Origin of the sequence: Cytobacillus pseudoceanisediminis (genome assembly GCF_023516215.1) — a bacterium.
GTDB classification, from domain to species: Bacteria; Bacillota; Bacilli; order Bacillales; family Cytobacillaceae; genus Cytobacillus; species Cytobacillus pseudoceanisediminis.
The window spans coordinates 5,287,393-5,311,570 of sequence record NZ_CP097349.1 but is presented as its reverse complement, the minus strand read 5'-3'; the positions used below and the strand labels follow the sequence as shown (position 1 = coordinate 5,311,570).

At 41.5% G+C, this 24,178-nt stretch carries 15 protein-coding genes, 1 other RNA gene, 6 pseudogenes and 1 other annotated feature; of the genes and pseudogenes, 6 read left to right on the top strand and 16 right to left on the bottom strand.

Annotated elements, in window-relative coordinates:
- The first annotated feature begins 15 nt into the window (after positions 1-15).
- Complete coding sequence (locus M5V91_RS28175) at positions 16-534, top strand: Myb-like DNA-binding domain-containing protein (protein ID WP_251175126.1); 519 nt, start codon at positions 16-18, stop codon at positions 532-534.
- Positions 535-594: 60 nt separating this feature from the next.
- On the opposite strand, the gene M5V91_RS28170 is transcribed toward M5V91_RS28175, so the two are convergent.
- The 5 genes and pseudogenes from M5V91_RS28170 to M5V91_RS28150 all read right to left on the bottom strand — a co-directional run bounded on the left by M5V91_RS28170 (position 595) and on the right by M5V91_RS28150 (position 5,755).
- Positions 595-1,356: a tRNA threonylcarbamoyladenosine dehydratase gene (locus M5V91_RS28170; protein WP_009333078.1), complete on the bottom strand. Its 762-nt coding sequence runs from the start codon at positions 1,354-1,356 to the stop codon at positions 595-597.
- Between the two features lie 288 nt (positions 1,357-1,644).
- A non-coding RNA gene (gene ssrS, locus M5V91_RS28165) (6S RNA) lies at positions 1,645-1,832 on the bottom strand.
- A 171-nt stretch (positions 1,833-2,003) separates the two neighbouring features.
- Entirely contained in the window at positions 2,004-3,797 is a 1,794-nt protein-coding gene (aspS, locus tag M5V91_RS28160) for an aspartate--tRNA ligase (protein ID WP_284521637.1), read from the bottom strand.
- A gap of 28 nt (positions 3,798-3,825) precedes the next feature.
- Positions 3,826-5,099, bottom strand: a pseudogene (hisS, locus tag M5V91_RS28155) (histidine--tRNA ligase).
- Between the two features lie 130 nt (positions 5,100-5,229).
- Positions 5,230-5,467: a binding site (T-box leader), on the bottom strand.
- 63 nt (positions 5,468-5,530) lie between these two features.
- Positions 5,531-5,755, bottom strand: a complete 225-nt coding sequence (locus M5V91_RS28150) for a hypothetical protein (RefSeq protein ID WP_284522321.1) — start codon at positions 5,753-5,755, stop codon at positions 5,531-5,533.
- A 228-nt stretch (positions 5,756-5,983) separates the two neighbouring features.
- Between M5V91_RS28150 and M5V91_RS28145 the strand changes: the two genes are divergently transcribed.
- Positions 5,984-7,072: an SH3 domain-containing protein gene (locus tag M5V91_RS28145; RefSeq protein WP_284521636.1), complete on the top strand. Its 1,089-nt coding sequence runs from the start codon at positions 5,984-5,986 to the stop codon at positions 7,070-7,072.
- A complete protein-coding gene (locus M5V91_RS28140) occupies positions 7,027-7,725 on the top strand; it encodes an N-acetylmuramoyl-L-alanine amidase (protein ID WP_369426010.1) in 699 nt (232 codons plus the stop codon). Before M5V91_RS28145 ends, M5V91_RS28140 begins: the two co-directional genes overlap by 46 nt.
- Before the next feature lie 62 nt (positions 7,726-7,787).
- Here the strand turns inward: M5V91_RS28140 and dtd are convergent, their stop codons facing one another.
- The 8 genes and pseudogenes from dtd to M5V91_RS28100 all read right to left on the bottom strand — a co-directional run bounded on the left by dtd (position 7,788) and on the right by M5V91_RS28100 (position 18,013).
- Complete coding sequence (dtd, locus tag M5V91_RS28135; RefSeq protein WP_251175124.1) at positions 7,788-8,228, bottom strand: D-aminoacyl-tRNA deacylase; 441 nt, start codon at positions 8,226-8,228, stop codon at positions 7,788-7,790.
- A gap of 14 nt (positions 8,229-8,242) precedes the next feature.
- Positions 8,243-10,437: pseudogene (locus M5V91_RS28130) on the bottom strand (RelA/SpoT family protein).
- A 291-nt stretch (positions 10,438-10,728) separates the two neighbouring features.
- Positions 10,729-11,241: an adenine phosphoribosyltransferase gene (locus M5V91_RS28125; protein ID WP_009333085.1), complete on the bottom strand. Its 513-nt coding sequence runs from the start codon at positions 11,239-11,241 to the stop codon at positions 10,729-10,731.
- Positions 11,232-13,599, bottom strand: a pseudogene (recJ, locus tag M5V91_RS28120) (single-stranded-DNA-specific exonuclease RecJ). Before recJ ends, M5V91_RS28125 begins: the two are co-directional and overlap by 10 nt.
- 162 nt (positions 13,600-13,761) lie before the next feature.
- Positions 13,762-14,079, bottom strand: a complete 318-nt coding sequence (locus M5V91_RS28115; RefSeq protein WP_019382912.1) for a LapA family protein — start codon at positions 14,077-14,079, stop codon at positions 13,762-13,764.
- A gap of 24 nt (positions 14,080-14,103) precedes the next feature.
- A complete protein-coding gene (locus tag M5V91_RS28110) occupies positions 14,104-15,006 on the bottom strand; it encodes a cation diffusion facilitator family transporter (RefSeq protein ID WP_009333088.1) in 903 nt (300 codons plus the stop codon).
- A 140-nt stretch (positions 15,007-15,146) separates the two neighbouring features.
- Positions 15,147-17,411, bottom strand: coding sequence for a protein translocase subunit SecDF (secDF, locus tag M5V91_RS28105; RefSeq protein WP_251175122.1), 2,265 nt, complete (start codon positions 17,409-17,411; stop codon positions 15,147-15,149).
- A 305-nt stretch (positions 17,412-17,716) separates the two neighbouring features.
- Entirely contained in the window at positions 17,717-18,013 is a 297-nt protein-coding gene (locus M5V91_RS28100; protein ID WP_019382914.1) for a post-transcriptional regulator, read from the bottom strand.
- Between the two features lie 122 nt (positions 18,014-18,135).
- On the opposite strand from M5V91_RS28100, the pseudogene spoVB reads away from it, so the two are divergent.
- A pseudogene (gene spoVB, locus M5V91_RS28095) lies at positions 18,136-19,700 on the top strand (stage V sporulation protein B).
- A 55-nt stretch (positions 19,701-19,755) separates the two neighbouring features.
- Here the strand turns inward: spoVB and M5V91_RS28090 are convergent.
- A pseudogene (locus M5V91_RS28090) lies at positions 19,756-20,404 on the bottom strand (DUF421 domain-containing protein).
- A gap of 198 nt (positions 20,405-20,602) precedes the next feature.
- Between M5V91_RS28090 and M5V91_RS28085 the strand changes: the two are divergent.
- On the top strand, positions 20,603-20,989 hold the full coding sequence (locus M5V91_RS28085; protein WP_082919404.1) for a TIGR04086 family membrane protein: 387 nt from the start codon (positions 20,603-20,605) through the stop codon (positions 20,987-20,989).
- Positions 20,990-21,108: 119 nt separating this feature from the next.
- Positions 21,109-22,466, top strand: a pseudogene (locus tag M5V91_RS28080) (IS1182 family transposase).
- A 146-nt stretch (positions 22,467-22,612) separates the two neighbouring features.
- On the opposite strand, the gene yajC reads toward M5V91_RS28080, so the two are convergent.
- Positions 22,613-22,897, bottom strand: coding sequence for a preprotein translocase subunit YajC (yajC, locus tag M5V91_RS28075; RefSeq protein WP_009333093.1), 285 nt, complete (start codon positions 22,895-22,897; stop codon positions 22,613-22,615).
- A 73-nt stretch (positions 22,898-22,970) separates the two neighbouring features.
- Positions 22,971-24,110: a tRNA guanosine(34) transglycosylase Tgt gene (tgt, locus tag M5V91_RS28070; protein WP_009333094.1), complete on the bottom strand. Its 1,140-nt coding sequence runs from the start codon at positions 24,108-24,110 to the stop codon at positions 22,971-22,973.
- Positions 24,111-24,178: the final 68 nt, after the last annotated feature.

Below are 24,178 nucleotides of genomic sequence, written 5' to 3'. Positions count from 1 at the left end.
GAGGTGGTTAAAGGAATGAAGGAACGGAAAGATTTATGGAAACCGGAAGAGGATCAATTACTCGAAGAGATAGTACTTGAATACACATCAAATGGGGATTCAAAAGCATCAGCTTTTAAGAAGGCAAGTACTGAACTCGGCCGTACAGTTTCAGCCTGCCAATACCGCTGGAACACAGTCATAACAAAAAGGACAGATTATAGAACCCAAGAAATCTCAAGCAATAATGCAGCCTGTCAAACCCATGAAAATCCTGACTCTGTTCCCCCTGAAAATCTGGCTCAAGTTATACGCTTCCTAAGGAACTTTGCGAAAACACAGCCTATTTCAGAGCAAATGAAGGAAAATAAACGTCTGCATGAAGAACAAATGCACTTAAAACTTCAAAATCAGCAGTTAATTAGAAGGTTGAAGGAAAAAGAAGCGGAATTTAAACATCAGCTTATGCAATATGAGGAAATGGCAAGCATCCTGAAAGAAGCCGACCAGCTTCTGAAGCATGAAAGCAATGAAGAGAAAAGAGCTGTTCATTGATTCGAGGATTCCAAAACATTAATATGCGCAAAGACCGGCCTGCAGAAAGCCGGTCTCTTTTCAGTCATTTACACGTGCAATTTTAATATCGCTTAGTAGTTCTCTAGTTACGTAGCTAGCCATGATTAAACCTGCAACAGAAGGAACAAATGCGTTGGAAGAAGGCGGCATTTTGGCCTTTCTTATTTCAGCATCATCTTTTCCAACTGTTTTGCGGACATCTTCCCGGATAACGATCGGGCTTTCATCGGAGAATACAACCGGAACGCCTTTTCTGATTCCTTCTTTTCTCAGGCGTGTGCGGATAACCTTAGCAATCGGGTCAGTATGAGTTTTGAAGATATCAGCAATCTGGAACCTGGTCGGATCCATTTTATTTGCAGCACCCATGCTTGAGATCATTGGAATCCCTCTGTTCAGGCATTCTTTCATTAGATGAATTTTATAAGAAATCGTATCGGAAGCATCAACTACAAAGTCGAGTCCATAATCAAAGAATTGCTCATAGGTTTCTTCTGTATAAAACATTTTTAAAGCAATAACTTCACAGTCAGGATTGATATCCTTGATTCTTTCTTTCATTAAATCCACCTTTGGTTTCCCGACAGTGGATAATAAAGCGATGACCTGCCTGTTCACATTTGTAATATCAACATCGTCTTTATCAACCAGAACAAGCCGTCCAACACCGGAACGCGCCAGTGCTTCCGCTGCAAAGGAACCAACTCCGCCGATGCCCAGTACTGCCACGGTACTATTTTTCATTTTTTCAAGGCCTTCTTTGCCAATAGCCAATTCATTCCTGGAAAATTGGTGAAGCATATATAAATCAACTCCATTAGATGTTATTTAAAAAGCATGTATTATCTTATACCCGATAATGAATATATCATACTTGAACTTTAAAGCAAGTAGTTCTATAGGATTAATGACATTAACATTTTAAGCAATAATTAAATCGAAACTTTCTATCCAATAGTGTTAACTGCGCTATCATATTTAATCCTTATCATCATATCAGCAATAGCTCAGTTCAAGTACGAACATAAAGAGCAGGACAAACAAAAAATCCATGCTCACGAGCATGGATTTTTACAATCGTATGTACTAAAGAGTCCCAATCGTGCCGTCGCTATTGATGCCCTCGTTTTGAACCCGCACTCAGCAGGTGGGTGTCCTGTTTCCTGCGTTTGTAAGTCCTCATCCATGAGGCTTTTACGCTGCGGGAAAACTCCGGACTCCCGAAGGAATAATGTTGGTCAAAATTTCAGGTTTTACAACGAACACATCAGGACTCTTTATTTATTTATTGATATGATCATATCACACGGTTTCTTCTTTTTCAAGCTGATGAAATGGAGCTAATTTGAACATTTTTATCCACTTCTTCCTTGAAGTTATGGAACCTGCCTTAAAATCAGGAGTTACTTCCCAGTTTATTTTTCTGAAAAATGTGTTTTTTTCACCATTTAATCATTATATAGGAAATTACTCACTTTTTTCAAATTAAGCGCTAAATGCAAATCATTAAGCTGGGACTGGCTAACTTCACCAGGAGCTTCTGTTAGCACACAGCTCGCACTGGCTGTTTTAGGGAAGGCAATCGTATCCCTTAGATTTGTTCTGCCAGCAAGCAGCATTACAAGTCTGTCTAATCCAAGGGCAATTCCGCCATGCGGAGGAGTGCCATATTCAAATGCTTCAAGCAGGAATCCAAACTGTTCAACAGCTTCCTCTTTTGAGAAGCCAAGCACACTGAACATTTTTTCTTGAACGTCTCTTTCGAAAATACGCAATGATCCGCCGCCAAGCTCGTAGCCGTTTAATACAAGGTCATATGCTTGTGCACGGACTTGAGCAGGATCTTTATCAAGAAGATCTAAATCTTCTCTGGCAGGCATTGTAAAAGGATGATGGGCTGCATAATAGCGGCCTTCTTCCTCATCGTATTCCAGAAGCGGCCAGTCTGTAACCCAAAGGAAGTTAAACTTGCTTTGATCAATCAGATCAAGCTCTTTTCCAAGCTTTAATCGCAGAGCGCCGAGTGCATCTGCCACAACATTTTTCTTATCAGCCACAAAGAGGAGCAAGTCTCCTGGTTCTACTGACAGAGCAGCATAGAATGCTTTTTGCTCATCCTCAGTCACAAACTTGGCAATCGGACCTTTTAAACCGTCTTCTTCCGCTTTAAACCATGCAAGCCCTTTTGCACCATAAACAGCAGCAAACTCTGTTAGGGCATCAATATCTTTTCGTGAATACTTTCCTGCACCATTTTTTACATTAATGGCCTTAACCTGTCCCCCGGAAGCTACTGCTCCGGCAAATACTTTGAAGCTTGACTCTTTTACTATTTCGGATAAATCCGTCAATTCCATCCCAAAGCGTGTATCCGGCTTATCAGATCCAAAACGGTCCATCGCTTCCTGATAGGTCATGCGCGGGAATGGAAGCTGGACATCCAGGCCTTTCACTTCTTTCATGATCTTTTTCATCATGTTTTCCATTAGGCCGATGATGTCTTCCTGGCTCATAAAACTCATTTCGATGTCGACCTGAGTAAATTCAGGCTGGCGATCTGCACGCAGGTCTTCATCACGGAAGCATCGTGCTATTTGGTAATAGCGTTCAAATCCGCCTACCATTAATAACTGCTTAAAGATTTGAGGTGATTGTGGAAGAGCATAGAATTCACCCGGATGCACACGGCTTGGAACTAAGTAGTCACGGGCTCCTTCCGGTGTGCTCTTCGTTAAGATCGGTGTTTCAACATCAAGAAATCCTTCGCTGTCCAGATAATCCCTCATCGCTTTTGTTACTTGATGACGCATCTTAAAGGTATCAAACATAATAGGGCGTCTCAAATCCAAATAGCGGTATTTTAGGCGGACATCTTCGGAAACATCCGCTTTATCATCAATGACAAAAGGAGGTGTTTTTGCTTCATTGATGATAGTCACTTTCTCTGCTTTAATCTCAATGCGCCCTGTTTTCAGGTTCTCATTGATGGTGCCTTCTTCACGCGCAATTACTTCTCCCTCTATATCTAGAACAAATTCATTGCGGATCTTCTCAGCTGCTGCAAGAGCTTCAGGAGAAACCTCCGGATTGAATACCACCTGAACAATGCCAGTGCGGTCACGAAGATCCACAAAGATCAGCCCGCCTAAATCCCGGCGCTTTTGTACCCAGCCTTTTAAGCTTACTTTTTCTCCTATAGCTTTTTCTGTTACTTCCCCGCAAAAATACGTTCGCCCAAACATTCTAATTCCTCCCAAATATAAAACTGATTTATGATTGATAAAGCTCTGTAAATTTTTCTATGAAAGAATCAAGACTAAGCTCTGTTTGTTCTCCCGATTCCATTGATTTTACATTAATTTTGTTCGCTTTAAGTTCATCTTCACCCAAGACAGCAACAAACTTTGCATTCGACCGGTCTGCCGCTTTAAACTGGGCTTTAATTTTTCTGTCAAGATAATCTCTTTCAGCAGAATATCCTGCCATTCGAAGTTTTTGAAGAAGGCCGACTGTGTAATCCTTTGCTTCCTCTCCAAGGGATACAAGGTAGCAATCAATGTCCTTACTAAGAGGCAGATCCACCTTCTCTGCTTCAAGAGCAGCAATGAATCGCTCGATACTTAAAGCAAAACCTATTCCCGGCGCTTCAGGACCGCCAATTTCCTCAGTGAGGCCATTGTATCGTCCGCCGCCGCAAAGAGTGGTAATTGCTCCGAAACCTTCGGAATCACTCATAATTTCAAAGGCCGTATGATTGTAATAATCCAGGCCGCGAACAAGATTTGGATCAACAATAAAGTCAATATCCAGGTTCTTTAAATACTTTTGAACCTTCTCAAAGTAGGTTTTTGAATCATCATTTAAATAATCAATGATGGATGGAGCAGATTTCATAAGTTCATGTTCACGGTCCTGTTTACAGTCCAGGATGCGCATTGGATTTTTTCAAGGCGATTCTGGCAATCCTGGCAAAACTCCCCGATCCGCGGCTTGAAGTGATTGACCAGAGCCTCTCTGTGTGCAGATCGGCTTTCTTTATCTCCCAGGCTGTTCACAATCAATTTAAGCTTTTGCAGGCCCATGCTTCTATAAAGTGACATTGCCAGTGCGATAACTTCCGCATCAATTGCCGGATCCGCGCTGCCGATCGCTTCGACGCCGAATTGGACAAACTGGCGAAAACGTCCTGCCTGGGGGCGTTCATAACGGAACATTGGTCCCATATAATAAAGCTTTACAGGCTGGCTCGCATCACCGTACATTTTATGTTCAACGAATGACCTTACAGCAGAAGCCGTTCCTTCAGGACGAAGTGTCAGGCTTCGTCCGCCGCGGTCTTCAAACGTGTACATTTCTTTTTGAACAATATCTGTCGTGTCTCCAACACTGCGCAGAAATAATTCCGTATGTTCAAATATAGGTGTTCTGATTTCACGATATTGAAATTTCTCACAAAGTTCCCTTGCCTTTTTTTCTATCAATTGCCATTTTTCAACTTCCCCCGGCAAAATGTCCTGCGTTCCCCTCGGTATTCGGATAGACATGAAAATTACCTCCTAATGCAAAATGATAACTATGTATAATTTATTGACCCTTTACGCTTTAGCTAATAAATAGGCCATAATCGAAAGCATCGACAAAATAAAAAAACTCCCGCCTCCTTGTATATTAAATACAAGGGACGAGAGTTTGGTTTTCCCGTGGTGCCACCCTAGTTGAAGCCAATATATAGACTTCCTCTTTTACAGTTAACGCCTGTTAACGTTCAGCTCCTACTAAAGATCACGCCTTTTTCAGAGAGAAACCTACGAAGTGTTCTTTCGTTAAATCATCATGTGAGAATGCTTTCAGCCGGGCGGCACTCTCTCTTTTCATGTGGGGTTTAACTACTCTTCTCCATCAATGGTTTATCGAAAAGCAGAAACGCCTTGGTCAGGCGCTGCAGCTAGACATTTAATTGTAATTGTCATTTTATTTATATTATAATACGGAGCATTTTCATCAATGTCAAGACTAAAAACATGTTATGATCGTTCCAGCTTTTTTTCAGTTTCCTGACATCCTTGAGAGATAGTCCAAACTCTGATGCGAGTTCAATCATGTTTGAGTTTTGTTCTCTTTGTATAAAATCATGAAAATCCACCCCGAACAGCTGATTTTCACCAGATTGTGCAGACATCCCTTTTTCACCAAATCTCATAGTGCTCACCCTTTTTTTATAGTCTGTTCTATTCTTTCCATTTTCAGATGAAATGTTTCATAACAGGACAAATTTAATTCCCAGCTAAAAATGATTGCTGATAAACCGATAATAGAAGGGAAATTGCACAAGATGCAGAAGTATTCTAGGACCAAAGTTATCTTGACTGCCAGCACCTTGTTTGTTTTTCTTTTAATAAGGATTTTAATTATGAAAGGAGGCGGCCTGTTGAAGAAAAAACCACTTATTCTCGTGATATGTCTTATGCTTTTGGCTGGCATAACACAGGCGGAAACACAGGTTAAAGCTGAAAACAGTTCTGTAACAATCCCCACAAATAATCTTAACGTCCGTCAAGGCCCAGGCTTAAGCTACCCCATTCTGGGACAAGCCCAGAAAGGAGATCAATTTAACGCTCTTTCCCGTGAAGGAGATTGGATTAAAATTAATTTCCAGGGGGAAAACGGCTATGTGGCCAGCTGGCTTGTTTCCGATATGACCACCAGTCAGAGAGGAGAAAAAGCAGCCAGTTCAAATTCCCAGGCAATCATCACAACAGATGGCCTGAGGGTGAGAAAGGGACCTGGCACAAGTTACGGTGTCCTGGGAACTATACAGAAAGGAACAGCCTATAAGGTCATGAGCACAGAAGGAAGCTGGGTTAAGATCCAAACACCTTATGGAGATGGATGGGTCGCAAATGAATTCGTCCAATACAGCGGCAGCCAAAAGAAAAATTCATCAAGCAGCAGCCAAACCGGGAAAATCACGGCAAACTCCTTGAATGTAAGAAACAGGCCATCGCTTAATAGTGACGTCATCGGCAAACTAAATTCGGGGGAGACAGTAGCTGTTATTTCTCAAAATGACAGCTGGACAGAAATCTCTTTCTCGGGCAATGCCGGATGGATCAGCAGCCAATATATTGCGGTTCAATCCTCACAATCAGAAAGCAAGCCAAAACAGTCGGCGTCCGGGAAAACCGGCACTGTTACGGCAACTTCTTTAACCGTTAGGAATAAAGGATCGTTAAATGGGAAACCGATTGGTTCTGTTACAAAAGGCCAAACCTTTCCTATTCTTGAGCAAGCTGATAATTGGGCAAAAATTGAATATCAGACTGGTTCTTATGGATGGGTAGCAAGCTGGTTCATAGACATAACAGCCGAGAAAAATTCCGGCTCTTCCCAGCAGAGTGTAAACGGCAGTTCTGCAATTATATTACATAACGGATCAAATATTAGAAAAAAGCCAGCAGCCAGTCATCTGTCATTCACAGGGCAAATAAAGGGGACAGCTTTGAAATTATCAGCCTGAATGATGATTGGTATGAAGTCCGCCTTCCAAACGGCGGGACGGGTTTTGTAGCAGGATGGATCGTCAAGGTTGAAGGATCTGCACCTGCAGTAACAAAACCGGGAGCAGAACAGCACCTGGAAAATAAAACAATCGTCCTTGATCCCGGCCATGGTGGCCGTGATAACGGGACAACAGGGGCACGAGGGACTCGTGAAAAAGATATTACAATCAGGACCGCTCAATTGCTCGCAGACAAATTAAGATCTGCAGGTGCAAATGTTATTCTTACCAGAAGCGGAGATACCTATTTGCCGCTTCCTTCCAGAGTAGGCATTTCACATTATCATAATGCAGATGCTTTCATCAGCATTCATTATGACAGCACGCCAGATCGCACTGCAAGAGGAGCGACTACTTATTATTATCATCCTTTTCAACAGGAACTTGCAGCCAATATCCACTCCAATGTAATAGCCATGACAAACCTGAGAGATCGGGGCTATAGAGCTGGAGATTATCATGTGATAAGAGAGAATAAACGCAATGCAGTTCTCATCGAGCTTGGATATCTGAGCAATCCGGCTGAAGAGGCCCTGATTTCTTCTGCACAGTATCAGCAATCAGCAACAGCAGGAATTTATCAGGGACTTGCCCGCTATTTCAAAAATTAGCAAAAAGCCCCGGCATCCTACTTTGGGTGCCGGGGCTTTTTTGCGTTTCGTTATAAATTAACTTACTTGCTTTCTAAAATTAACGTAACGGGTCCATCGTTGGTTAACTGAACATCCATCATGGCCCCGAATACACCTGTTTCTACTTTCAGGCCTTTAGCTTCTAAATACCGGTTAAAAGCATCATAGATATTTACGGCATGCGCCGGGATAGCCGCTTCCATGAAATTGGGCCGTCTGCCCTTCCGGCAGTCTCCATATAAAGTAAACTGGGAAACCGAAAGAATTTCACCTTCCTGATCCAGCAGGGAAAAATTCATTTTGCCATTTTCATCTTCGAAGACGCGAAGATTGGCAATTTTATCAGCCAGAAAAGCTGCGTCCTCTTCCTTATCTTCATGGGTGACTCCAACGAGCAAAACAAACCCCTTTTTTATGCTTCCGACGGTTTTGCCGTCCACCGTTACGCTGGCTTCTTTGCTTCGCTGCACTACAACACGCATTCTATCTGCTCCCTTTAGTTCATAATCCTTCTTACTGCATAAATATCAGGGATTTGTTTAATCCGATCCACAACCTTTTGCAGATGGCTGACATTGTGTATGGCAATGGACATATTAATCGTTGCTGATTTATTGCGGTCTGATCGTCCTGATACAGCTGAAATGTTGGTTTTCGTTTCATTAACAGCCTGAAGGACCTCATTTAATAATCCCCTGCGGTCATAACCGGTAATTTCAATTTCAACATTGTATTCTTTCCGGTCATTTAAGGCTGTTTCCCACTCAACCGGGATGAGCCTTTGTTTTGCATCATCCGTTTCAATATTAGGACAATCATCACGGTGTACAGAAACTCCTCTGCCCTTTGTAATAAACCCGACGATTTCATCTCCGGGGACAGGATTACAGCAGCGGGAAAGGCGAATCAGCAGGTTATCAATGCCTGAAACCCGGACACCGGATTCGCGTTTTTTGGCAGATGGAAAAGTCTTCAGTTCCGAAACAGCATTTGTAATATCGGAGGTTTGTTCAAGATCGCGTTTCTTGCGCCATTTTTCTGTCAGCCTGTTGGCAACCTGAAGTGCCGTTACTCCGTTATAGCCAACAGCAGCATACATATCTTCCTCTGTGGCAAAATTGAATTTCTCTGCGACCCTTTTTACATTATCAGATGTCAAAATTTCCTTCAGGTCGAAATCCATATTGCGAATCTCCCGCTCAACAAGCTCTTTTCCTTTTTCCACATTTTCTTCTTTTCTCTGCTTTTTGAAAAAGGTTCGTATTCTATTTTTAGCCTGTGAAGTCTGAGCAAGCTTCAGCCAATCTTTGCTCGGTCCATATGAATGCTTGGATGTCAGGATTTCAATAATATCGCCGGTCTTCAATTTGTAATCCAGCGTGACCATTTTTCCGTTGACTTTGGCACCGATTGTCTTGTTTCCAATTTCCGAGTGAATTCGGTAAGCAAAGTCAATGGGAACGGAGCCGGAAGGAAGTTCGATGACATCCCCTTTAGGAGTAAAAACAAACACCATATCGGAAAACAAATCGATCTTCAGTGATTCCATGAACTCTTCAGCATTTGCAGCATCATCCTGAAACTCCAGGATTTCACGGAACCAGGTCAGCTTCTCCTCAAATGAAGAGCCCTCATTCACTCTTTTTCCTTCTTTATAAGCCCAATGGGCAGCAATACCAAACTCTGCAATTCTATGCATATCCATGGTACGGATCTGGACTTCCAGCGGGTCACCTTTTGGCCCGATAACCGTGGTATGAAGAGATTGATACATATTCTGTTTAGGCATGGCAATGTAATCTTTAAAACGGCCGGGCATCGGCTTCCAGCATGTATGAATAATCCCGAGAACTGCATAGCAATCTTTAATGCTGCTTACAACAATGCGTACAGCAAGAAGATCATATATCTCATTGAATTGCTTGTTTTGAAGCGCCATTTTTCGATAGATGCTGTATATATGCTTAGGGCGGCCGGATATCTCTGATTTAATTGAAACCTCTGACAGCCTGCCCCGCATGACATTGATAACATCATCCAGGTACTCTTCCCGTTCCGCTCTTTTTTCTTCATCAGGTTTACAATCCGATAATATTGCTGCGGATTTAGGTACCTTAGAGCCGTATCTTCAAGCTCCCACTTAATCTTTGAAATTCCAAGCCTATGCGCAAGAGGTGCAAAAATTTCAAGCGTTTCGTTCGAAATGCGGCGCTGCTTTTCAGCTGGCAGATGCTTAAGTGTCCGCATATTATGAAGACGGTCAGCAAGCTTAATTAAGATTACACGGATGTCCTGGGCCATTGCCACGAACATTTTCCGATGATTTTCAGCCTGCTGCTCTTCCTGTGATTTATATTTAATTTTCCCCAGTTTTGTTACACCATCGACAAGCATTGCCACTTCTGAATTGAAGGCTTCTTCGATATTCTCCAATGAGATTTCGGTGTCTTCAACCACATCGTGAAGAAAGCCGGCAGCAACCGTTGATGGATCCATCTCCAGATCAGCAAGGATGCCTGCCACTTGAATTGGATGGATAATGTATGGTTCACCGGACTTCCTATATTGTTCACGGTGGGCATGCTTGGCAAACTCGTACGCTTTTTTTACAAGCTCTGCATGCTCATCGTTTAAATATTCTTTTGCTCTGTTGATGACTTGCTCGGCGGTCAGAACTTGATCGTTCGCCATGGAATCACCTTTATCTCCCTGAATTTTATGCATTTGCATAATGTAATAATTTTGTAATTGGATTTATAACAAGTTATAAAAAAATTAATATTGCTACTATTATCGAAAAAAAGTGAAGATGTAAAGGGATAGACTGTTATTTTTATGGGAATAACAAAAATTTTGTCGTTTTTTGTCCGAATTTCTTTATTGTTTTTCCATAATTGGTTTTGGAAGCACTTTATATACCTATTTTGACAGATAAATTAAAAAGAGCACCATTTCGTATGGCGCTCTCTTGGTATGAAAAAATTAATATTGCATCAATGTCAGAATATCGTAATCGTCAAGCTTTTTACGGCCATCAAGGTATGTTAATTCGATAAGGAATGCAATGCCAGCCACTACTCCGCCAAGTTCTTCAACCAGCTGGATGGTTGCATCAATTGTTCCGCCTGTCGCAAGGAGATCGTCAGTGATCAGAACTCTTTGCCCAGGTTTGATGGCATCTTTATGAATGGTTAATATATCCTTGCCATATTCTAAGCCATAATTAACCTTGACTGTTTCACGGGGAAGTTTTCCTTCTTTGCGGACAGGGGCAAAACCTACACCTAATGAATAAGCAACAGGGCAGCCGATGATGAATCCGCGGGCTTCCGGGCCAACAACCAGATCAATTTTCTTTTCACGGGCATATTCAACAATTTGGTCAGTCGCATATTTATACGCTTCACCGTTGTCCATAAGTGTTGTAATATCTTTAAATTTTATGCCTGGCTTCGGCCAATCTTCAACAATTGTTATATACTGTTTTAAGTCCATTTTTCTTCCTTTGCCTCCTCAAGTTTTACAGCCCCTTGCATAACTTCATCAAACCAGTCTTTGAGCTGCTGAAAGGATGAATAGAGCAAATCGCTCTCAAGAGTGTATTGTGCCTGTTTAAGCTGATAGGTTCGCGAATCAGCTAAATCACGTTTAATTGATGTATTGTTTAACGAAATGACACCATTATTTATTTTAACAAAATCCAATTCAAAAAACACTTGAGACATAAAATCTACCGTTTCCCTGCTCCATCCCTTATGCTTCGCTATATCATTCCCATGACGCCTGATATCGACCGAGCCTTTTTTAGCAAGAAGGGCAAAATACCACTTAAAATGATCTCTTGTTGGAATAGTGCTGAAATAGTCACTGTCCTCTTTATAAAAATGAGCATAAATTCTGGCAGGTTTTTTCCGGAGAATACATGAGCAAGCATTTCCTTTGAAGGCGGCATATCAGCAAGCACGATGTTTGAGCCATCTAGTTTTAATGCTTCTGCATCCTCTTCAGATGATATTTTCACCATACTTTCCCCTGCATATGTCCTGAATTTGGATATATGTTCCTCATTAAAGAATATCCAAGTAGTGTTTACCTCAGGAATGACGCTTTGGAGCCTTTCGAGCCGCTTTAAACTCCGGATATCAAATAGCTGCCAGGAGTTCACTGCCATATCCTGCAGGAAGATTTGCGGTTTTTTAATATTATTCCATTCATTAATGGATAATTCGCCAATAACCGATAGCTTGGAATATGGTGAAATCTGCTCATGCAAATGTCCGAGTCCAAAGCCGATTCCATCAAGGGAAGATCCATCATTTTCGATGGTGACCTTTATATGAGTTTGATCAGATCCGATTTTTCTCATAGCGGCAATATTGGCCTCTTTTATCATGACTTTCGGTTTTGGATTTCCCATCCCAAATGGGGCAAGCAGCTGCATTTCTTCAATAGAAGAGAGGCTGATATCCTTTAGATGGAAGACGCCATCAATGCTGGTTACCGGAATAAAATCTTCCTCGGTCAGCTGTTCATTTGCAAGAGTATTCAGTCTATCCCTGAGGTCATCGACCGATTCAATTGACAAGGTCATTCCTGCCGCCATTGGATGGCCCCCAAAGTGGGGAAGGATATCCCGGCATTCAGAAAGATTTTTGAACAGATCAAAACCTTTAATACTTCTTGCTGATCCCTTTGCCAGCCCTTTATCACTGTCATAACTGAGAACAATAGCTGGGCGGTAAAACTTTTCAACAAGCTTCGAAGCTACTATTCCAATTACACCGGCATTCCAGCCTTCTTTGCCTACAACAATTACTGAATTCTTACTGATAGGAAAATTAGTTTCAACCTCTTTAACCGCTTGTGCTGCAATGTCATTGACAATAGCTTGCCTCTCTTTATTTAACGTTTCAATTTCTTCAGCAATGGCTTGTGCTTCATAAGGATCATTTGTCAGAAGCAAATCCACTGCCGGATCCGCACTTTCAAGCCTGCCGGCTGCATTGAGGCGAGGCCCGATTGTAAAGCCGATTGTTTCTTCATTAATGGATGGAAGTTCAATTCCAGCCGCTTTAAACAAGGCTTTCAAACCTGTATTCTTAGTTGATTTCAGCTTTTGAATCCCGCGCTTGGCAATAAGCCTGTTCTCTCCCGTTAAAGAAACAAGGTCGGCAATTGTGCCGATTGCAGCTATTTCAAGAGGTGATCAGGCATTTCACCATATAGCGCATGTGCAAGTTTAAATGCTACTCCAACACCGGCCAGTTCCCGGAATGGGTATCTGCTTTCCGGATGCTTAGGATGCACAATTGCCCATGCTTCAGGAAGCTCATGGCCAGGCTCATGGTGATCTGTAATAATCAAATCCATTCCAAGCTCTTTTGCAGCCTTTGCTTCGTTTACAGCCGATATCCCTGTATCTACGGTAATAATTAAACGGATGCCAGTATCAGCGGCTTGCTCAAAAGCCGGGATATTTGGTCCATAACCTTCAGTAAATCGATTCGGTATGTAGAATTGGACGTCAGCACCGAGATCTCTAAGTGCCATCATCATGACAGAAGTGCTTGTCACTCCATCCGCATCATAATCACCAAAAATTAAGATAGGTTCCTGTTTTTCAATTGCTTCTTTTATTCTGGAAACAGCTTTTGCCATATCTGTCATTAAAAAAGGATCATGAAATTCCTGGTCTTTATCCAATAAAAAATACCGTGCTGAATCAACGGTATCCATTCCGCGATTAATTAACAGCGATGCGGCCAGTGGAGAAATATTCAATTCCTTTGAAAGCTGCTGCACCTTATCCTCCTGTGTTTGCCGAACGATCCATCGCGTTCTTGAATGTAACATACGTTCACCCCTCAGCTTATTAATTATACAAGAGGGGGACATGTGTTTCAATAAGTTAAAATAGGGATATTCCATACAGATTTGGAAAGAAAGATATGAATTGCAGGCCACTTTTTTGCGGACAAGAGAAAAACTTGGGCAAAAGCCCAAGCCTGTTTTATTTTAATGAATATCCCTATCCAGCTCTTTTTCAAACTCTTCATTATTGGCATTATCCTTTACCGCATGTCCCGCATGCAGCTTTTCATTTTCCTTTTTTAGTATTTTCACTTTCCTTTGAAGTGAGTAAATACGGACAAGGCCCACAGACCCGACAATCATTCCTCCCATAAGGACTGATCCTAAAATCACTAGAATCAGCGGCCACTGGCTTTCCCCAAACAAGTAGTTTACCGTTACATTATCAACATTGATTACTGCAAAAACAGCGACTATTAGTGCAAATAAAAAACCAAATAATAAAGCCCATTGAAATTTCATGCAATCCTCTCCCCAATATTTTCTCTAATTTATGCGCTCTTCACTATAAGGATTAATGTGCACAAATACATTTTGAACATTTTCCAATCCAAGCAGCTTGCGTTTCACTTCTTTGCCCACCCGGTGGCCATCCTCAACAGTCATATTGGGATCCACTGAAACTTTAATATCTACAATAACATAATGTCCGTGTTCCCTGGCGTGCAGTTCATCAATCCTTTTAACCAGATCAACGGATTCAGCAGTTTTGCGCATCTCAAGTGTATCTTCTTCATGAAGCACATGATCAAGTGTGCTATGAATGGATTCTTTCCCCAGCCTCCATGCCATCTTGAGAATCATAAGGGAAACAATGAGACCAGCAACAGGATCTGCATACTCAAGCCATTCGATCCCCATTCTTCCGCCAATTATTGCACATCCAATGCCTATTAAAGCTGCAATTGATGAATAGACATCTGAACGGTGTTCATAGGCATTTACAATTAAAGCATCACTGTTTAGTTTCTTTCCCAAATTATACTTATAACGAAACATCGCTTCTTTCACAATGATAGAAACCAGCACTGCAGCTATTGCAATTGCTTTTGGAGGTTCAATTGGCGAAAAAAATGACTCAAATGATGATTTGCCGATTTCAATTCCCACGAGGAACAGCAAAACCGCAACAATAATGGCTGCAATCATTTCAGCTTTTCCATGACCATATGGGTGATCCTTATCCGGCGGCTGTTTTGCAGCTCTCAGCCCTAAATATACAGCAAAGGATCCGGCTACATCTGAAGCAGAATGGACCGCATCTGCCACGAGCGCTTTACTTCCTGAATAAATGCCTATTCCCCATTTGATGGCAGCAAGAATAATATTGCCCACGATGCCAATAATGGCTGCAAATTCAGCTTTCTTAAAACGATCGTTATTTTCCAAAGCGATACTTCCTTCCTCCCTGAACTTGTTTTTAGTTTATCCTATTTCCCGGAATCATTAACCTTTTTTGTAAAATAGACGGCATCCAGTTTTCCAGATTAACAAAAAAACTCAGGCATTCGCCTGAGTTTTTGAAAGTATTATACTTGAGGTTCGTCACTGACTTTGCGTTTTTCTTTTACGGTATTAATAACGCCTTTTTCTTTCAGTTCTTTGCCTTTCCATACTGCCCAAATCTGCGCAGCAAGGAAAATCGATGAATAGGTACCTGCAATTAAACCGATCAGAAGCGCAAACGAGAAATTTCTGATTGACTCACTTCCAAACACCAGGAGCGCAACGACAGTAAATACAACAGTTAAAACAGTATTCACAGAGCGGCCAAGCGTTTGGCGAAGACTTTTGTTTACAACATCAGCAATATCTTCGAATGATTTGAGCTTTTTCTTTTTCTGCATATTCTCACGCATCCGGTCGAACGTTACGATTGTATCGTTGATCGAATAACCTACTACCGTCAGTACTGCTGCAATGAAGGTAATGTCCACTTCAAGACGCGTAAAGCTAAATACAGCGATTATAAAGAAGGCATCATGCAGAAGTGCAAAAACTGCTGGAATAGCCATCTTGATCTCAAATCGAATGGTTACATAGATGATAATGCCTACAGAGGCTATGGCAAGAGCTTTTAGTGCATTTTTAGCGAGCTCTTTTCCTACAGTTGGTGAAACTGTGCTGACATTCGGATCTTGACCGAATTCTTCATGAAAATGAGTTTTAACCTCTGCTATTTCATCTTTAGTTAAAACATCTTTAAATCTAGCAACACCGATTTCTTTATTATCGCCCGAGATGACAATATCATCTGTCTCGATTCCAAGCGCTGATAATTCAGCTTGAAATTTTTCTTTTGTTAAAGGTTCACTTGCCTGCTGCTCGATGCGGGTACCGCTGACAAAATCGATTCCTAGATTTAAACGGAAAATAGAAACAACAATGATTCCCACTGCAATTAATACAGCAGAAAGGATGAAGAACTTCTTGCGGTTCCCTACAAAATCAAATTTATCGAACTTGGTCGGCAAATCCAGAGTATCGTAATTTTCAGCAATGTTTTTGATTTCACTTTTTTTAACACCAAACCAGCCTGGCTTTTTATTCAGTGCTTTACTATGAACCCAAAGCCCCATTAGCAGCCTTGTGCCATAAACCGCAGTAATAAAGCTTGCCAGGATGCTTATAATAAGCATGGTAGCAAATCCTTTTACAGAACTTGTCCCATACATGAATAAAACGGCTGCTGCTAAAATGGTTGTGATATTTGCATCAAATATCGTCGAAAGGGAGTTTTTCTCACCAGCCTGAAAAGCTGACTTGATTGTTCTGCCCACTTTTATTTCTTCGCGGATTCTCTCATAGGTAATAATATTCGCATCAACAGCCATACCAACCCCCAGAATGAGCGCAGCAATACCAGGCAGCGTCAATACGCCATTCATCCAGTCAAATACGAGTAAAATCAGATAAATATAGAAAGATAATGTAATTGTTGCTATAAACCCAGGGAAACGATATACCGCAATCATGTAGATAAATATAATGGCAATTCCAATAATACCGGCAAGAATAGTCGTTTCCATTGCCTGCTCACCGAATTTCGCACCTACCGATGTCGAATAAACTTCATCGAGCTGTACTGGCAGGGAACCGGCATTCAACAAATCCGACAGTGTCTTTGCTTCTTCAATCGTAAAATTCCCAACAATGGACACGGTATCCTGATTAAAGATCTGGCTTACCTGTGGAGCAGATAAGTATTTTGGATCTTCTTTTGCTGACTCAGCCTGGAATGAATCCTGGCCTTCTTCAAAATCAAGCCAAATGACAAGCAGGTTATTTGGCGCTCCCATATTGACAATTTTTTGAGTTACATCTTTAAATTTGCTTGCACTCTTCAGCTTCAATGAAACACTTGGCTTTCCGTTTTCATCGAATGTCTGCTTTGCCCCATTTTCAGCAAGGTCTGAACCATCCATCATCAATTGATCATTAACATCTCTAAATGATAGATTAGCTTCTGTGGATAGAATTTCCCTTGCCTTATTCTGATCTGTTACACCAGCAAGCTGAACGCGGATCCTCTTATCTCCCTCAATCTGGATATTCGGCTCACTGACTCCAAGAACATTGATCCGCCTATCCAGTGCTTCGGCAGTACTTGCAAGGACGGCTTTATCAACCTTCTGCCCATCTTTTGGCGTTACCTCATAGAGGACTTCAAATCCGCCCTGCAAATCAAGGCCCAGCTTAATATTTTTTAAAATGTTGTTTGTCGTTGCCCCTGCCAGGCTTCCCAATAATACAACAATCAGGAAAAAGGCAACAATACGGCTGCGCTTTACCATTATGAATAAATCCTCCTTAGCTATCGCCCGCTTATTGAAATCACAAGCACCACTTCAACCTCTGTGATGCATCATTAACCATACAGTCTTGCGTCGGAAAGCTGCATATCTTTTCAATGCAGCCCCCAGTATTATGACTTTGTTTGAACCCTAGCTGGCTTTACTATCCGTTCTTGAATTTCATTCTATGTATGAAAACTGACATGAAATAATACCGTTTACTCCGCTTTTCATTATGAGACAGATTGTAAAACCTGTCAATTTGTCATATACCATGTTAATTTTTGTAAAAAGTAGAAAGTTGACTATTTTAACAGTTCCCTTCTCTCTTCTTCACTATCAAAAACAAAGTCAGCCTCTTTAAAAGCCTCGATGGTAGCATAGTGAATGTATTCACTCACTTTTACCTCCATGATTTCTTCTACAATTTCAAATAGCCTGACATTTTCTTTTGTGTTTTTCCACTTCTTCTTTGTGAGGAATTCCCAGAGCTCCTGTTCAGTCACTTTTTTATATCCCAGCAGCCGAAATTCATCTAATTTGCTTTCCAATGCAGGTTTTACCGTAGTGCGAAAATAATCATATTCATGGCCGATTTTCACTTTCAGCCGCCTCCCCGCCATTATTCACATGGAAATTATGATAGCTTGTCATGCTTTGTCCTCTTCCTTGCATATAGATAATTGTATATGATAATACCCATTTTGAGAAGGCAGGGAGTTGAATGTCCAAATTTCTGAAAGGTACCATGATCCTGCTCGCTGCAGGCCTGGTGACCAGGGTCCTGGGCTTTATAAACAGAATTGTCATTGCCCGGTTTATTGGAGAAGAAGGCGTTGGCCTTTATATGATGGCTTTTCCCACCATGATTCTAGTCGTCACTATCACACAGCTTGGGCTGCCGGTTGCTATTTCTAAGAATGTGGCCGAAGCGGAGGCAAAGGGAGATACAGCAAAAATCAAGAAAATATTAGTTGTTTCCTTAGCGACGACTATCTCACTTTCAATTGTTTTCACTCCTGCTTTAATTTTGCTTGCTCCATTATTATCAGATACACTCTTTACCGATGAACGCACACAGCTTCCTTTGATGGCGATCGCCCCTATCGTGCCGATCATTGCAATTTCTTCTGTCATTCGGGGTTATTTTCAGGGCAGACAGAACATGAAGCCTGCTGCCTATTCCCAGATGATTGAACAGGTAGTCCGAATAAGCCTGATTGCTTTGATGACTAAGGCATTTCTGCCATACGGAATTGAGTATGCGGCAGCGGAGCCATGCTGGCAGCAGTCATTGGGGAGCTTGCATCATTGCTTTATTTAATGACCACATTTAAGCTTAAAAAGAAATTCAGAGTCAGGAAACAATTCTTTAAATTTGTGTCTTCCGGAAAAAGTACATTTAACGAATTGATGACCGTCGCTCTTCCAACGACAGGCAGCAAAATGATCGGTTCAGTCGCCTGGTTTTTTGAACCGATTGTGGTAGCACAGAGTCTTGCACTTGCAGGGGTGGCGGCCGCTGCGGCTACGAAGCAATATGGTGCTCTTACCGGCTTTGCCATGCCTCTTCTGATGCTTCCATCGTTTATTACTTATTCTTTGTCAACATCTCTTGTTCCGGCTATCAGCGAAGCAAATTCCCAGAATAATATGCGTCTGATCGAATACCGGCTTCAGCAGGCACTTCGGTTTGCATTTATTACTGGCGGCCTGGCAGTGGTGGTTCTTTATGTCCTTTCCGATCAATTGATGGAAGTAATGTACGGCTCCTCAAGCGGTTCTCATTTTATTAAATTGATGGCGCCATTTTTTCTGTTTTATTATTATCAGGGACCTCTTCAGGCAACTTTACAGGCATTAAATCTGGCCCGTGCCGCAATGATCAACAGTCTGATTGGCGCTGCCGTTAAAACGGCAGTCATCTTCCTACTTGCCAGCCAGCCTGCATTTGGCATCAATGGTGTTGCGATGGGAATTCTGACCGGCACAGTCCTGGTGACAATGCTTCACTTTGCAACAGTACTGAAAGCTATTTCGTTTACTTTTTTCATCAGGGACTATCTAATGACGTTTATTGCCATGTTTTTGTCAGGGGGCATTGGCTTCTGGATGCTCAAAGATTTACTTTCCCCTGACTTAAATACAGCAGTGAGGGTAATTGTGATTTCTTCCGCCATCACTTCTGTATATATAATTTTCTTATTATTCTTCAAGCTGATTAAAAAGAGTGATCTGATTCGGATTCCATGGGTTGGCAGATTATTATCAAGGTTTGCATTTAGATAATCTGCCTATATCAGCAGGGTCAGCTCAATTTTGCCTATCTTGAGCTGGCCTCGATTTATTTCCTTTCGTCAAGCAGATCTACATAAAATTGGCCATTTTCATAGCTGCAGAATGATATATTTGATATCTCTTTATACCCCTCTTTTCTAAGCTCCTGACGAAGCCAAAAGTCACTTTTGTTTATCGTTTCCAGATTAGTTTTCTGAATTGTCCCATCTATGATTAAAGGGATTGTAATTCCCCCTCTTTGCTGTCCTTTTTTCAAACACTGACAAAGTACCGGAAGATTCAAGGATGGCAAATTCCACATCTGAGATTTTGGAAATATCTTTTTCTCTTAACTGCAAAAGCAGGTCATCAAAGTTATACCTCTGTTTCCTCATGGCATTTTCATCAATTTTTCCTTTATTAATAATAATGGTCGGTTTGCCATCAACGACATCCCTGAACGTTTTGCTCTTCAGGGAAAGTATGGCCAGCACAATCTGCACAACCATCAAAAGGAGCATTGGCAGCACATTTTTCAGGATTTCTGAATCCGGAGTTTCAATCGCCACTACTGCAAGTTCAGCAATCATGATATAGACGACTAAATCCAGGATGCTTAGTTCACCAATTTCTCTTTTGCCCATTAGTCTAAAAATGAGAAGAATGACTGCATAGAGAAATAATGTTCTTCCTACAATGATTAGATATTCTTCCACTTCTACAGCACTCCTTTTGATGCAATCCTTTATATCCTTCCGCATATTAAAACTTTTATGATTTTATCTGGCTTTTTCTTTGAACATTTTAGATTCTATTTTTTCATTGTGTGAATATGCTTGTACTAAGGATTAAGCTGAATAGCCTCTGGGGTAAAAGCTGTTCCTATTTACTGATTCAGAAGGGAGAGGGTCAATATAGAAGAGTCAAAGAACTTCGGAAGCGCTGTACTTTATGGAATTATCGCCATTTTTGCCATTGCTGTAGCGAGCAGTCTCGTTTTTTCACTGCTTCTGCGGTTCACCTCGCTGCAGGAGTCTTCCCTGCAGTATATTATTTCTGCTGTTTCATTTGTTTCTCTTTTTGCGGGCGGGTTCATATCCGGAGGTAAAGGGAAGCAAAAAGGATGGCTGCTTGGAGGCTTGACAGGCCTTATTTACTCAATCGTTATTTTTCTATTTCAATATTTGGGACATGACAGTTTATTTGATATGGAGCAAATGATATACCACACCTGTTTTACGCTGACTGCAATGATGGGCGGTATATTGGGAGTTAATCTCAACACTAAAAGAACAGCTTAAAAAAGAAGGTCCTGAAATTCAGGACCTTCCAGACTGTCGACAAACTCGATGAAAATCGTGCTTGTCTGCAGTCTTTTTTATTTTAAAATAGAAGTAATACAATGCTTGAGGTGATTTAAATGCTTTCAAAACATAATCCAATTCAACGGGATCAAATTGAAATGGTTGCTTTAGACGAACTTGTACCGGCGGACCATTTGGTCCGCAAAATTGAAGCGGCGATTAATTTCTCATTCATCTATGACTTGGTAAAAGATAAGTATTCAGAAAAAGGCCGCCCAAGTATTGACCCTGTAATATTAATTAAACTCACATTTATTCAATATACCTTCGGTATTCGCTCCATGCGTCAAACAATTGAAGAATTGAAAACGAATATGGCTTATCGATGGTTTTTAGGATATGGCTTTCACGATAAAGTTCCTCACTTCTCAACTTTCGGTAAAAATTATGAGCGCCGATTTAAAGACACCGATCTCTTTGAACAAATATTTTACCGAATCTTAAAAACCGCAGCTGAAAAGAATTTAATTAGTGCTGAACACGTTTTTGTAGATTCTACTCATGTAAAAGCGAGTGCAAATAAACGCAAATTTGAAAAGAAAGTTGTTCGAAAAGAAACCCGTGCTTATCAAGAACGCCTTCAAGAGGAGATTAACCAAGACCGCGAGGATCATGGAAAAAAGCCGTTTCCACCAGATAAGTTTGATAAAGAAGAATACAAAGAAATCAAGGAAAGTACAACAGATCCAGAGAGTGGCTACTATGTAAAAGATGAGCGTACAAAACAGTTCGCTTATTCTTTCCATGCGGCCGCAGACCGCAACGGCTTCGTGTTAGGCGCAATTGTAACCCCTGGTAACACGCATGATAGTCATATTTTAGAGCCATTGGTAGAACAAGTTATTGAGAAAGTTAGTAAACCAAAAGCTGTTGCGGCAGACGCAGCCTATAAAACACCTGCTATCACGAGCTACTTATTGAAAAACGACATCACACCTGCTTTACCTTACACACGACCTCGCACAAAAGAGGGTTTCTTCAGAAAACATGAGTATGTTTATGATGAGCATTTTGACTGTTACATTTGCCCAACTGGTGAGATATTAAAATATACTACAACTACAAAGGAAGGGTATCGTCAATATAAATCAGATCCTCGAATTTGTGCTGGATGCCCTTTCTTGTCTCAATGCACACAGAGTCAAGCACATCAAAAACTGATTCAACGTCATGTGTGGGAGGAACATGTGGAAGAAGCAGATCATCTTCGCCACCATCAAGACGTCAAACCGATCTATGAAAAACGCAAAGAAACAATTGAACGAGTATTCGCAGATGCAAAAGAAAAGCATGGCATGCGTTGGACAACCCTCAGGGGACTTAAAAAATGTCGATGCAGGCGATGCTTACTTTCGCTGCCATGAATTTGAAGAAAATGGCCACCTGGACTTGGCAAGGTCCAGAAATGGCCTAAATGATAACCTCGGAGAGGTCTGCAATTCTCTGTAATTACTTGAAGTCCTACAAAAAATGAAAAAAGAGTTCGGAATGAGACTATTCCGAACTCTTTTTGTCTACAAACTGGAAGGTCCTGAAATTCAGGACCTTCTTTTTTTGATATTAAGATTTTGCTAATGCATCGCCAGTTGCCTGCGTTACTTCGCGGATCGCTGCACGATCGTATGTAAGACGGCTTCCGTCACCACATTTAATAACCACTTTGTCTTCGTCGATGGCATCAACAAATCCATGAAGACCGCCGATTGTAACAACCTTATCTCCCTTTTTTAAATCACTTTGCATTTGCTGAACTGCCTTTTGGCGTTTCTGCTGCGGACGAATTAACAGGAAATAGAATAAAACAAACATCAGCAATAATGGTCCTAATGTTCCTAAAAGCTCCATAGTTTTCCCCCTTTCAAAGATTGTCCCGATTTAAGGAAAAGCTGCTCCTTAAACGAACTCTCAATTTTTATTATTAAAAGTTCTTCGCGTTAGGCTTATTGAATCCATACCTTTCGAAAAACTCTTCTCTAAAATCACCCAAGCGATCATCTCTAATCGCCTGTCTTACCTGCTCCATTAATTTTAGCAGAAAATAGAGATTATGGTAAGTTGTAAGCCTGATTCCAAATGTTTCGTCACAGCGGATCAAATGCCTGATGTAAGCACGGCTGTAATTACGGCATGTGTAGCAATCGCAATTCTCGTCAATTGGGCCAAAATCTCTTGCAAATTTTGCATTCTTAACAACCAGTCTGCCATTACTTGTCATCAATGTTCCGTTTCTGGCAATCCTTGTAGGGAGAACACAGTCAAACATATCAATCCCTCTGATTGAACCATCAATCAGGGAATCGGGGGATCCTACTCCCATAAGGTATCTTGGCTTATCAGACGGCAAAAGCGGTGTTGTGAACTCAAGTACACGGTTCATTACATCTTTAGGCTCGCCTACAGATAAACCGCCAACAGCATACCCCGGGAAATCAAGAGATGTTAAGTCTTTCGCGCTTTGTTTACGCAGCTCCTCATATTCTCCACCCTGAATAATTCCGAAGAGTCCCTGATCATTCGGGCGTTTATGTGCTTGTAAGCATCGCTCAGCCCAGCGGGAAGTCCGCTCTACTGACTTCTTCATATATTCGAAGGATGCTGGGTAAGGCGGGCATTCATCAAACGCCATCATAATATCTGAACCAAGGGAATTTTGAATGTCCATTGCTTTTTCAGGTGATAAAAACAGCTTGTCTCCATTCAGGTGGTTCCTGAAATGAACGCCTTCTTCTTCAATCTTACGGAATTCACTAAGACTGAACACCTGAAACCCGCCGGAATCTGTCAGAATGGCCCGGTCCCAATTCATAAACTTATGCAGGCCGCCTGCTTCTTCCACAATTTCCTGACCGGGTCGAAGCCACAGGTGGTAAGTATTGCTCAGAATAATGCCCGCACCCATTTCCACTAATTCTTCAGGGGACATGGTTTTTACTGTAGCAAGTGTTCCCACAGGCATGAACACAGGAGTTTCAAAAGATCCATGCGGCGTATGGACCCGTCCCAGACGGGCACCGGTTTGCTTACATGTTTTAATTAATTCATAACGAATTGCAGTCAACTTACAGTTCTCCTTCCATTTAAAGCGCAGAGCGCCCCTTTATCGGCGCTAGGAGCTAGACAGTTATC